The 12,742-nt window shown below is 36.5% G+C and carries 12 protein-coding genes; 3 read left to right on the top strand and 9 right to left on the bottom strand.

Features of this window, described 5'->3' with window-relative positions:
- The first annotated feature begins 8 nt into the window (after nucleotides 1-8).
- Nucleotides 9-3,341: a cytochrome c biogenesis protein gene (gene ccsA, locus F0365_RS13425; protein ID WP_169934163.1), complete on the top strand. Its 3,333-nt coding sequence runs from the start codon at nucleotides 9-11 to the stop codon at nucleotides 3,339-3,341.
- Nucleotides 3,342-3,574: 233 nt separating this feature from the next.
- Here ccsA and F0365_RS13420 read toward each other — a convergent pair whose 3' ends face one another.
- From F0365_RS13420 to F0365_RS13385, 9 genes are all read right to left on the bottom strand, one after another.
- The gene (locus F0365_RS13420) at nucleotides 3,575-4,072 is read right to left on the bottom strand and encodes a DUF1456 family protein (protein WP_169934162.1); all 498 of its coding nucleotides are present in this window, start codon (nucleotides 4,070-4,072) and stop codon (nucleotides 3,575-3,577) included.
- A gap of 137 nt (nucleotides 4,073-4,209) precedes the next feature.
- Nucleotides 4,210-4,716 (bottom strand): DUF6787 family protein, encoded by a 507-nt coding sequence (locus F0365_RS13415; protein ID WP_169934161.1) that lies wholly within the window; start codon nucleotides 4,714-4,716, stop codon nucleotides 4,210-4,212.
- Between the two features lie 14 nt (nucleotides 4,717-4,730).
- On the bottom strand, nucleotides 4,731-5,141 hold the full coding sequence (locus F0365_RS13410; RefSeq protein WP_169934160.1) for a DUF6146 family protein: 411 nt from the start codon (nucleotides 5,139-5,141) through the stop codon (nucleotides 4,731-4,733).
- A 204-nt stretch (nucleotides 5,142-5,345) separates the two neighbouring features.
- Nucleotides 5,346-5,513 (bottom strand): DUF937 domain-containing protein, encoded by a 168-nt coding sequence (locus F0365_RS16815; protein ID WP_410505485.1) that lies wholly within the window; start codon nucleotides 5,511-5,513, stop codon nucleotides 5,346-5,348.
- Between the two features lie 143 nt (nucleotides 5,514-5,656).
- Nucleotides 5,657-6,748: a serine hydrolase gene (locus F0365_RS13405; protein ID WP_169934159.1), complete on the bottom strand. Its 1,092-nt coding sequence runs from the start codon at nucleotides 6,746-6,748 to the stop codon at nucleotides 5,657-5,659.
- 417 nt (nucleotides 6,749-7,165) lie between these two features.
- Nucleotides 7,166-7,879, bottom strand: coding sequence for a pirin family protein (locus F0365_RS13400; RefSeq protein ID WP_169934158.1), 714 nt, complete (start codon nucleotides 7,877-7,879; stop codon nucleotides 7,166-7,168).
- A gap of 196 nt (nucleotides 7,880-8,075) precedes the next feature.
- Entirely contained in the window at nucleotides 8,076-9,029 is a 954-nt protein-coding gene (locus F0365_RS13395) for an NAD(P)-dependent oxidoreductase (protein ID WP_169934157.1), read from the bottom strand.
- Between the two features lie 87 nt (nucleotides 9,030-9,116).
- Nucleotides 9,117-10,178, bottom strand: coding sequence for a 3-phosphoserine/phosphohydroxythreonine transaminase (gene serC / locus F0365_RS13390; RefSeq protein ID WP_169934156.1), 1,062 nt, complete (start codon nucleotides 10,176-10,178; stop codon nucleotides 9,117-9,119).
- A 76-nt stretch (nucleotides 10,179-10,254) separates the two neighbouring features.
- Complete coding sequence (locus F0365_RS13385) at nucleotides 10,255-11,373, bottom strand: acyl-CoA reductase (RefSeq protein WP_169934155.1); 1,119 nt, start codon at nucleotides 11,371-11,373, stop codon at nucleotides 10,255-10,257.
- A 35-nt stretch (nucleotides 11,374-11,408) separates the two neighbouring features.
- Here F0365_RS13385 and F0365_RS13380 point away from each other — a divergent pair, with 35 nt between their 5' ends.
- Together F0365_RS13380 and F0365_RS13375 are read left to right on the top strand one after the other, a co-directional pair.
- Entirely contained in the window at nucleotides 11,409-11,759 is a 351-nt protein-coding gene (locus tag F0365_RS13380) for a 4Fe-4S dicluster domain-containing protein (RefSeq protein ID WP_169934154.1), read from the top strand.
- A 253-nt stretch (nucleotides 11,760-12,012) separates the two neighbouring features.
- Entirely contained in the window at nucleotides 12,013-12,729 is a 717-nt protein-coding gene (locus F0365_RS13375; RefSeq protein ID WP_169934153.1) for a DUF6503 family protein, read from the top strand.
- The last annotated feature ends 13 nt before the right edge of the window (nucleotides 12,730-12,742 follow it).

Here is a 12,742-nt window from a genome sequence, read left to right as displayed (position 1 = left end):
AAAGTCCTATGAAAGACAGATTGATTGCTTTGCTATTTGGTACGCGTACAATGACAGTTTTATTACTTGCTTTTGCAGCAAGTATGGCGGCTGGGACCTTTATTGAGAACTCCTATGATACGCCTACTTCTAAACTTTGGGTGTATAATGAATGGTGGTTTTCATTGATCATGTTATGGTTGATGTTTAATTTTATTTACAATATCAAGAGGTACCAACTCTTACAATGGAAGAAATGGGCCACTCTTACATTGCACCTTTCTTGGGTACTCATTATCATAGGTGCAGGTATTACTAGATACATTTCTTTTGAAGGGATGATGTTGATACGAGAAGGGCAGACAGAGAACACTTTTTTAAGTGAAGAAACCTATTTCAGCGCTATTATTCAAGGAGAAGATCAAGCTGGGAAACCTATGCAGCGATCAGTTAAGGAAAGATTGTTAATTTCTCAATACGATTATCAAATATCTAGAGATTTTAATTTCTACGATAAGAATATAACAGTGACCATAGATAGCATGATCTTTGATGCTGTAGAAGGCTTGAAAGAAGGAGACGAGAATAGCGATTACTATTTAAAAATAGTGGAAGCAGGGGAAGGAAAGCGTCACGATCATTTGATTAAAGCTGGTGAAGAGGCGAGTATTCACAATGTGCTCTTCGGTGTGAATATAGATCCAGAAATAGCTGCTCAAAAAGGATTGATTAATATTACTGAAAACTGGAACGGCTACACTATACAAACTCCTTATGAAGGGGGTTTTCTACGTATGGCAGACCAGATGGAGGGGGAAGTAATCCCAGATTCTATCCAAACATTACAGTTGAGATCTCTTTATACGATGGCAGGAATGCAATTTGTAATTCCAGATCCTGTTACTCAAGGTGAAGTTGGAATTATAAAAAGTCCAGAACCTACTAAGGCACAAGCACATGGTATTTTGGCTACAGTAACTAGCGGTGACGAGTCACAGAAAATAGAAATGCTAGGAGGAAAAGGTATCATCTCTGATTATGTCGATGTGGATATCAATGGTTTAAAAACTTATATCAAATATGGGTCTATTGCAAGGGATCTGTCATTTGGGATACAATTGAATGATTTTATAGCTAGTAAACAACCAGGAACTGAGAAATCTTACTCGGCTTTTGAAAGTCAAGTAACGGTAATTGATTCGGCTGGGAAGTCACAAGAACGTATTTATATGAATAATGTACTCGATAAAAAAGGTTACCGATTTTTCCAAGCAGGATTTGATCCAGATGAGCTAGGAACACACCTTTCTGTCAACCATGATTTTTGGGGTAAAACGGTAACTTATATTGGGTACTGTTTACTTTATCTTGGTTTGATGGCATTGATTTTTGATCCGAATACAAGATTTGGGGAATTGAGAAGATTGATTGAGCGAGTTAAAAAACGTAAAGCAAAGCATCTAGCGATGATAGCCATCTTGTTTACTGCAAGTATTGCTGGAGCTCAGGTACAAGAAGAAGACCATACAGGGCACAATCATGCGCCTGGAGGACATTCTACTTCCATTGAGAATAGGGAAGGAGTGAGTACTAATCAAGACGCTTCTACTGTAAATATAGGTGTCGCTGCAGAAGATATAGCACCACCTAAGATGCCACCTATCCCCGTAAGGCTTGCCGATAGTATCATTGTAGCTAATATGGCACCACTGGCTCAGGCAGAGCGTTTTGGTAAAGTAGTCGTACAAGACGATGGACGTATGAAGCCCCTGTCTACTTTAGCTAGTGAAATCCTGCGCAGACTTTCTGAACGAGACTATTATGAGGCAAAAGTAGGAGATAGTATTGTCCGACTAACGCCAGAACAGACCATGATCAGCATGATTCAATTCAGAGATTTATGGTTTGATGTACCACTGATAAAACTGAATTATAAAAACGATTCTTTAAAAACAATCTTAGGACTCGATAAAAGTACCAAGTATGCTCGTGGAATGGACTTCTGGAGAAGACAAGATAGTACGATAGGAAGTTATAAAATCAGTCCATACCTGGATGAAGCAAATGCTGCTGATGTAAAGTCCAGTATCCAACAAGGCTTTATAGACATCAACTACAGTGTAGGGATTTTAGATCAAGTACTTTCAGGTTCTATTTTAAAGATTTTTCCTAAAAAAGGGGCAGAAAACAATACTTGGTATGCTTCACCAGATATGGGAAAAGCAGCCTATGAGGAAGAACGAGACATCAATTTTGTAAGAGACTTTTTCCCAGCTTACACCTCTTTATTACGTCAAGGAAATGCCAGTGGTAATTATCTCAATGCAAATGCAGCACTGAACAGTCTTTTTGAATTCCAACGTTACCACGGTGCAGAAATCATTCCTAGCAAAGAACGCATCGACGCAGAGATCTTATACAACAAATACAATGTCTTTAAGAATTTGTATAAATGGTATGTATGGTTTGGTATTCTTATGTTGATTCTCTTAATCGTAGAAATCATCAGACCTATGAAACAGATACGATGGACCATAAAGTTCCATCATTGGGTGATTGCAGCCTTATTCTTAGTGCATACAGCAGCTTTAATCACTAGATGGTATCTGAGTGGTCATGCGCCTTGGTCAGATGCTTATGAATCTTTAATTTATGTCGCTTGGGCAACAATGGCTTTTGGATTAATGTTCGGTAGGAAAAGTGAGATGACTGTCGCCAGTACTGCTTTTGTAGTGGCTATCATTTTATGGGTAGCTCAATTGAACTGGCTGGATCCCTCCATAGGTAATTTGCAACCGGTGTTGGATTCGTACTGGTTGATGATTCACGTGGCGGTTATTGTAGGTAGTTATGGACCTTTTGCTTTAGGAATGATTCTCGGATTAGTCACTCTAATTTTAATGATTTTTTCTACAAAGAAAAACAGAAAAATCATGGACCTCAATATCAAAGAGTTGACCTATATCAATGAAGTAGCACTTACTGTAGGATTGATCATGTTAACCATAGGAAACTTCCTAGGTGGTATGTGGGCAAACGAATCTTGGGGTCGTTATTGGGGTTGGGATCCTAAGGAAACTTGGGCTTTGATTACCATTTTCATCTACGCATTTGTATTGCACTTGCGATTGGTTCCTGGATTAAAAGGAAGATGGACCTTTAATTTATGGTCTGTTATCGCTTTTGCTAGTGTATTGATGACGTATTTTGGAGTGAATTTCTACTTATCAGGATTGCACAGTTATGCTAGTGGAGATCAGATTATTTCCTATCAGTTTGCGATAATAACCTTATCTGTAATATTTATTATTGCTGCCTTTGCGAGGTATAAAGAATTTAAGGTGCATAGGAAAAATAACTAGTCCTATTTTAACAGACCAATTTCAAAGCGCTATACAGAATGGTATTTCTGGGTAGCGCTTTTTTTTGTGGAGCATTTTATTAAAAAGAATTTTCAGGAAATGGAATGAACCTAACTTATGGCACTAGAAGTTCTACAACATTCTTAGTCCATCATTAATCCTTTAATAGGACCGTCAAAAGGTCATTTCAAAAAAGCCTTTCATCCCATTAGTAACCCACTAAGTTTTATAAGTTACTTCTTAAAAGAATTTCTATAGGCCTCTTTTTCACGCTGTGTCTTGCGCTGTATCTGGAATCCTTTTAAGAATTTACGTAAATATTGATCGTTTAGGTATTTGAATTTAGGATGTGATTTCTTTCGGAAAAAGGCGCTTAACTCTGTTTCACTAATTTCAACGTCCGCTTTTTTCCAGATGTAAATCAATTCGTCTGAGGTAAAGTTAAAGGCGATTTTCAATTTTCTTAAGATAATAGTGTTGTCGAGTTCCGTTTCTGCAACAGGAATCTGACCGTCTTTTTTACCGCGATAATTGACAATAAGACCGTTTAGAAAAGTAGACAGATTTTCATCTATAACAACGTCAAAGTCTTCATCTTCCTCTTTTTTAAGCCAGCTGCTTATCTCTGCTCTAGAAACAGTCTCTCCACCTTTAGCATACATATCCATCATAGAGTCATCACTCAAATTGAGTGTAAATCGCAGTCTTCTTAAAATATCGTTGTTATCCATTTTTTTTGTTTCTAATCTTATCTAGAGCTGTAAAGGTACGATTATGATTTTTTTTAAGCGGGATATACTCGGGTGAGTTCCGCTTTCGCGAAAGCGAAACAAAATAGCTAACAAACGAGTTAATATATGCTTTTTCTTTATGACAAATTAATACCAAACCTCGACAACATCTTCTTTTCAAATTCCCAGAAAAATGCATGTTGTCCAAAAACCCATCCCATTCCTACCAAGACTATTTGGTAAATAGGGAAGATAATCAATATGCGCAGTGGCCAAAATATCCAAGCTGAAGTAGATTCTTTAGTCAAGCCTATAAATTCTATAAAAGGACCAGATAATCGAGCCGATAAGGAACCAGTAATAGCAAACACGATAAAAATAGCTATCAATTCCCATCTATAAGTCACGTCCCACCTCGTTCTCAATTTTTTAAACAACCACATAGTGAAGACATAAAAAATAAAAGCAAGAACTAAAGTGGTAATTGCCATAAAAGCATATTCATAAGTGATGTCTTCAAAAGTAGTAGGTAAGATGAGTACTGCGATAAAATAGCCGCAAGCGAGAAGTCCTATGATTCCTAATGGTATAAAAATGAGTTCCCAGTTATGGGTTATTTCCCAATTCTTTTTTATTTTTTGCATGCTGCAAAAATAAGTTACTTCAGCCTCTGATTGTATTTTTGTTCGAAAAAAAGAAAGTAGTTATATAACATATAATTGACTTCATAACCATAATCTATATTGCGATCATATTCTATAGGCCACACGTATAAGTTAATTCCATATTGCATTGGGCTTCTAGTTCGTAAATTATACTCTGCTACTTTAAAGTTATTACTAATTTCCATACTAGATTGTGTGTAATAACCTTGTTGTGGTTGTGTGGCAAGAAATCCGTAAAATCCAGGCTCTATAACGATCACCTCGTATTGCAGACTGTCATTTGCAATACGCACGGTGTCATTTTGTACTGCTAGGGATTTCTTTTTTCCGTTAGTGCTCGTTTGCACGGAGCTGCATCCAACAATAGCTGCTATCATTAAAATGCTGTAGAGTAAATTTTTCATAGGCTAAAAGTAACTTGGAAGTTAAGCTTTAAAAAGGAGCAATGAGTCAACACCTATATTCAATGAGTTAAACTACCATTAGCGACCATTTAAAAGCTGATCGCTTTAAATTTTAAAAATGCAGTTCTATCTATTTGCCAATAACCACATCCAACATATCTATATCTTCACGACTACTGTGATGCAGATTGTTTAACGCATTATTTAAAGATGAAACACCTTCTTCTGTAACCTCGTTGCGTTGCATGGCTCTAAAAGTAAGGGCATTGCTTGTAAAAGCACGTTTGAGGTTTTGTCTGTTGATTGTCCTGTTTTTTGTGACAACAATTGGATCAAGGTTTTTCCTATATGAGATGGTAATAAATTAAGAATTTAATCCATAAATAAATGATATATACAAGGCTTTAATATACAAAGAATTAGGTTTTAGTGATTAATTGAAATGTTTTTTATGTTGTTTCCGAGCTTTTTCTAGCGGCAGGCAGTAAAGCGGCATTAAAACACATAAACATTCACTATTCATAGGTTGAAAACAACTTCTTTATCTTTTGTACCATCATCGGATTTCTCAAAACAGTCCTGTCAAAGTCATTTATGGACATCGTCATTTTTTTGCGCTCCTGAGCTTCCAAGCCATTAAAAAAGTAAGCCATCTCCGTTTTATTCCCTTTATGGTCTTCTGCATAAAGAGCTTTTGTCATGATAAAAAGAGTGGACCCACCTTTAATTCCTATGTGCTGATAGAACTCCTTCGTAGAATTATAACGCATACTAGTTTCAATGATTTCATTGAGAACAGTTTGTGTTTTTTCATCATAATAGGTTTTTGAATTGAGCTTTTTCATCAACGAAACATAATCACTAACGCTCCCTGCAGGCAATCGGTCCGACCAAATACCTTGCATGGTCTCATTTAAATCCAGCTGCTGATTTCTATATTCAGGATCTTGGAGCATTTTCTGATGAATATCCAATGCATAATTGATGTATTGCTCTTCAGATATATTTTTTATGGCATCTACTAATTCATCTTCTGTCTTATCTTTAAAGTACTCCTCAGTAATAAATAGGGAAGAAACAAAAGGATAAATAGGAGTGTGGTCTTTAAAATCTAATTTGGCCAACTGATTATTGATGTTTTCAAGTCCTAATCGTTCCATAAGCCATTCTGAATTTGCATTAGAACTGTATTGCATCATTCCCTTTGCAATACTTATTAAAGGGATGCTATCGCCGTATTGAAGAATATCATCACTGTCAGACCAGTTATTATGAGCACCACCATCTGTATTGGGGACATAGAAGTTAAGAAGTTCTTTCTTGGCTATGTTCTCCTCTGGGAGTATCCATCCTTTGCCCACTTGCTCTGCAAATTCCACGGCAATAATAAACTTTACAGTACTGGCTAAAGGCATTTCTTGATGAAGGTTTTGTTGACCGATGACGGTATCATTTCTAATCAACAAAAAAGCAGATTTATCTGGGTTTTCTATAGCAAATCGAGCCATATAATCATCTTCTGGAAAAAAGGAGTATATCGCATAACCCCCAGCTGCGGCAGCTATAACAACAACGATAACCATTCCTAGTATTATTTTTTTAATCATTGAACTGGTGTTAGCTATGTTTATATAGATCTGACGGTGGATAGGCTGGCTTTGTTACAAAAAACGGCCTTAATCTGAAAAATTATTAGGTTGAAAATAGCTATTAAAAAGTGAAAAGCTACAATAAATTACAAAGTTTCTAACCCCATTCTAAGGTATTCTAATAAGAAGGTGGCGGTTTTTAGGGAACCAAAAGTAAGAGTATATTTGATACAAATAAGCCCTATCCGAATATAGAGTGACAGTTATAACCGGCAATATTAATGGTATTTTAAAAGTCTTGCTTTTTTTTAAAAGGGAAAAGTGGCAATACCTCCTTAACGAAAAAGCTTATCTGTGAGGTTGTGACTATGCCAATTAGCTTTGGAGTTGTCCAAATGGCTTCACTGTGCTGGCAGAGAGTTCTTCAACAGTAGTTTATCCCAATGGTACTTCCATCAATAAAATCTCTGCGTTTTCAGATAAAGAAGTCCATTCAAAAGAGGAGGTATCCCAAATAGCTAAGCCATCGCGATGGTTTATTTCTTGATCTCCTATCTTAAAAGAACCTTTCAAAACAAAAGCGTAAACACCATTGCCAGATTTGTTGATCTCATAAGCACCTTTTGTACCTTTTTCAAAAGTTCCTAAATTAAACCAAGCATCTTGATAAATCCATACACCGGCATCCTCTGGGTTAGGAGAAAGTATTTGATCTAATTGGTTGTGCCTATTTTTAGGATCGAGAGTGATTTGATCATAACGTGGAGTGACATTTTGCTGATTAGGAATAACCCAAATTTGAAGAAATTTCACATCTTCTTTTTGACTTGCATTTTTCTCGCTGTGAGTAATACCTGTTCCTGCGCTCATCACTTGGATATCCCCATTTTTAATAATGGCTTTTCTCCCTGTACTGTCTTGGTGTTTTAAATCACCATAAAGGGGAATACTTATAATTTCCATGTTGGAATGTGGGTGAGCACCAAAGCCCATTCCTCCAGCAACGGTATCATCATTTAATACGCGCAATACTCCAAAACTCATTCGATCTGGATCGTGATAGCTAGCAAAGCTAAAAGAATGGAAACTATTCAACCAGCCATGATTTGCATGACCTCTAGAGTCTGATTTGTGTAAGATTGTGTTCATGTAGGCAAATTTATTGTAGGTACAAGTAATATGGTGTTAATGGAATCAAAAAAACCGCAATTCTATCAGAAATGCGGTTTTTTACTTTTCTATAAGCTTAGTCTCTAGATACTAATAAGCAGCATCGAAATAAAATCAATTTTACAAGCCAATTGTTCCTTCGTCCAATTACTACGATGAGTCATGTGAAAACGACTTATCCTAATATATGGATAATCTGGTCTGCTAGTTCAGTTCCTATACGGTCTTGAGCTTCATTAGTTGCAGCACCTATATGCGGACTTAAAGAAAGTTTAGAATTCATAAGCAATACAACCTCAGGTTTTGGTTCTTTTTCAAAAACATCTAAGGCGGCAAAAGAGATATGCTCTGACTCTAGCGCTTCTACTAAAGCCACTTCATCAAGAACACCACCACGAGCAGCATTTACGATAGCAGCTCCCTTTTTCATCATTCCTAACTCATCGGTACCTATTACATAATCCGTTTGTGCAGGAACATGTATGGTTACAAAGTCGGCTGTTTTTAATAGTTCTACTTTACTTACTAATGGAATCTCAACACTAACGGTCTGTCCGTCAAAAAGATCCCAGGAAACAGTAGGTGCCTTATCGGCAAAACTATCGTGAGCAATTACCTTCATTCCTACACCAGCTGCAATTTTTGCTACTTCTTGCCCTATACGGCCTATTCCAATAATTCCTATAGTTTTACCTCGTAGTTCAGAACCTTTTGCATAAGTTTTTTTAAGACCTTTAAAGTTGGATTCTCCTTCTAGGGGCATGTTGCGGTTAGCATCATAAAGAAAACGAACTCCTCCATAAAGATGTGCAAAAACCAATTCAGATACACTTGCGCTACTTGCTGCAGGAGTATTGATCACTTTTAGGCCTTTCTCACGTGCATAAGTCACATCGATGTTGTCCATTCCTACACCACCACGACCTATAATTTTAAGACTTGGGCAATTATCTATCAATTCCTTACGAGCCGTTGTAGCAGATCTTACTAAAAGTACAGCGACATCATTTTTATTGATGTAATCTTGCAATTGTTCTTGAGCTACGTTTGTAGTCAACACCTCGTGACCAGCAGCTGTTAATTTATCTATTCCGCTTTGTGAAACGCCATCGTTTGCTAGTATTTTCATAATAATTTTCTAATTTTTTAGTTTCCGTTTACCAATCTCAAAGGCTACGAAAACAAATACTTTTATTTTTATTTTGTTTTGAAGTTCTTAAGATTTTCTCTCTAGTTCTTGCATGGTATCTACAAGTGCTTGTACACTTTCTAACGGCAAAGCATTGTACATACTAGCACGGTATCCACCTACAGATCTGTGACCATTTAAACCGTTGATTCCTGCTTCTTTCCATAAAGAGTCAAAAGCAGGGGCATGTGCTTCATCATTCAATACAAATGTTGCGTTCATAGTGGAACGATCTTCTTTTTCTGTAACATAACCTTTAAATAATGGGTTGCGATCTATTTCGTTATAAATCAAGGCTGCTTTCTCATTGTTTATTTTTTCTATCGCGTCAATACCGCCATTTTCTTTTAACCATTCTAATGTAAGCATGCTCACATAAATAGGAAATACTGGTGGAGTGTTGAACATAGATTCTTTAGCGATATGTGTTCTATAATCCAACATAGAAGGAATCTGTCTAGAAACTTTTCCTAAGATATCTTCTTTAACTACAATTAATGTGGCTCCAGCAGGGCCCATGTTTTTTTGAGCTCCAGCATAAATCAAATCGTACTTTTCAAAATCGCGTTGTCTTGAAAAAATATCACTACTCATATCACAAATAAGAGGTACAGAAACGTCTGGGGTATATTGTAATTGCGTACCAAAAATGGTGTTGTTGGTCTGAATATGAAAATAATCTACGTCTTCTGGTACTATATAACCCTTAGGTATATAGTTGTAGTTATCTTTCTTTGAAGAGGCTACTTCAACAACTTCTCCAAACAATTTAGCTTCCTTGATCGCTTTATCACTCCAAGTACCCGTATTTAAATAGGCTGCCTTTTTCTCTAGTAGGTTGTAAGCTACCATTAAAAACTGCATGGTAGCGCCGCCACCTAAAAACAATGCTTTATAACCTTTATCAGTCAAGCCTAAATGCTCTAGCGCTAGGGACTGTGCTTTTTCCATTACCTCAATAAAATCTTTACTCCGGTGAGAGATCTCTAAAATACTAAGGTCGTTAAAATTAAGAACAGCTGCAGCTGCTTTTTGGAAAACTTCTTGTGGCAGTATGCATGGACCTGCGCTAAAATTGTGCTTAAGCATTATTTGTTTTCTTTTATGATGAATTACAAAAATGCAAAATCAAATACCAAATTATGTTATGAAATCGATAAGGTTTTTAAGATAATGTCAACAAAAACTGAATCGTATCCACTCCATCAGCATAGTCATGTAATCTAGGGGTCTGAGTGGTCCCAAAATCAACAATTTGCGGTGCTGTTCTATGGCCTAATTTTTCTAGGACTGTTGCCGCTGCTGCACCTTGAGCAACCACGCATTGTAATTGATCTGCATTTTGATCAAATTCTATAGCCAAGTCTTCTATATGTTCATAAAAACTGTAACCTAAACTGGCAATAGGAGAAGAATAGCTGCTCGTTTCTTCTTTGATCAATAAGAATTCATTGTCCAGTAAATCAAACTCACTCATAAGGTAGACAGCTTTGTTGTAATCATAATTATTTAAATACTTTTCGTTTTTGATAAGCTCTTTCTGTAAAAACATTCCATTAAAGAAAAGATCAAAATTATATCCTTTGGGAACTTTTAAGTGACTGACACTTCTACAACCTAGTCCAAAATAAAGAAAGACATCCTTACTCAAAGCCTCCATTTGTTCTAAGGTTTCACTCCCTGTTAAAACCGCGACACTATTGCGGTTCTTGCGTATAATATTAGGTTTATTACCAAAATAATGTTCAAAATAACGTGCGGTATTGTTGCTTCCTGTAGCGATAACAGCATCGTAATTTTCTAATCTACCCTCCACATAGGAATAGGATGTTGCTAACTCTTCACAGAATGAGGTCGCTATTTCTAACAGTAAAGGTGTCAACACATCATCATTACTCGAATTTTTTATGAGTGCATGATGACCTGAGATGATCACCGATAAAACATCGTGAAAACCTACTAATGGCAAATTGCCAGCTGTTATTAGAGCAATATTTTTAGTTGTCACCTTATCTAAAGGATAATTTTGTGTCCAATTCGTTAAGTTTTCTTCGGTAAGTGCTTCTGTCCATTGTGTGATGGCAAATTCTAAAGTGTCATCTGTAAACCAAGAATTCTTGCGCTGTGCGAGCTCCAATCTCTGTTGAATGCGGTCTTGCCAGCTTGTGCCATCACTTGTTAAGGCTTTTAATGTACCTTCTAGATAGGAGGAAAGTAGCGCTCCCGCTTTCGCGAAAGCAGTAATTCGATCATTTAACGAGGTATTAATTGACTTTGTCTTCACTAGTTGCTATTTTTGCACAAAAGTAAATAAAAGCTATGGCAATCATCATAACAGACGAATGTATTAATTGTGGCGCGTGCGAGCCAGAATGTCCGAATACGGCAATTTATGAGGCGGCAGACGACTGGCGCTATGCAGATGGTACGGATCTGGATGGAAATGTAGTTTTGCCTAATGGAAAAAAAGTAGATGCTAACGAAACCCAAGAACCTATAAGTGACGAGTTTTATTACATTTCACCAGATAAATGTACGGAATGCGTAGGTTTTCATGATGAACCACAATGTGCTGCTGTATGTCCAGTAGATTGTTGTGTGCCAGATGACAACGTAGTGGAAACAAAGGAAGAACTGGAAGCTAAGCAGGCTTTTATGCATAAAGAATAAATTGCTTATTACTCAGCAGCTGGAGTAAATTTTTTATTTACTATTTCCGATTTTTAATGGAGTTTACCGTCTCCGTTTTCAATGGAACCGCCATACTGGGTTTAACAACTGGACGATCTTTAGAAATTATAGGTAACACTTAAATTTAAGTTTTAATAAAATTCCCAATGGCTTAGCTATTGGGAATTTTTGTTTGGTCTAAAATTTAAAACAGACAAAGTCAATGCCCTATCTTAGCTTAAAATACAGGATAATGAAATATTTTTTTTCTCTTATGGTGATCTGTGCAAGCTTATACATCAATGCGCAAGAACTTAATGGTCAGCAATTACTGAATAAGGCAATTAAGACTCATGATCCTAATAGGAATTGGAACAGTTTTCAAGGAGGTTTTCAAATAACCATGACAACACCTAGCCAACCAGAACGGGTTAGTGACATCACTATCAACCTTCCTGAAGAGTCTTTTGAAGTTAACGCAGTTAGAGATAGTATTTTGACCAGTTATTATGTGGTTAAAGAAGTTGGCGCTGCTTTTAAGTCGGATTTGCGCCAGGTAGAAAAAGTTATAATGACGACCGAAAAAGATGCCGAAAGAGCTCTTTTTATGAAAAATTACTATACCTATCTTTATGGTTTACCCATGAAATTAAAGGATGAAGGAACCCATATTGACAACAAAATAGAACGCAAAACCTTTAAAGGCAAAGAGTACCTCGTACTCAAAGCCACTTATGATCAAAATGTAGGTAGCGATGCTTGGTTTTTTTATTTTGACCCAACTACTTATAAAATGGAAATATACCAATTTTTTAAAACGGATGCTTCTGGAAAAATAAAACCTCATACTGGAGAGTATATATTACTTTCTGGTAATCAAGTGGTAAACGATATCCATATGCCTAAAGTGCGTAAATGGTATTACAATAAAGATGATCAGTTTTTAGGTACTGACGTAATTACAAAATAAAGTTATTAGAATT

The sequence above is a fragment of the Nonlabens sp. Ci31 genome (assembly GCF_012974865.1).
Lineage (GTDB): Bacteria > Bacteroidota > Bacteroidia > Flavobacteriales > Flavobacteriaceae > Nonlabens.
This window is presented reverse-complemented; position numbering and strand designations above follow the sequence as displayed.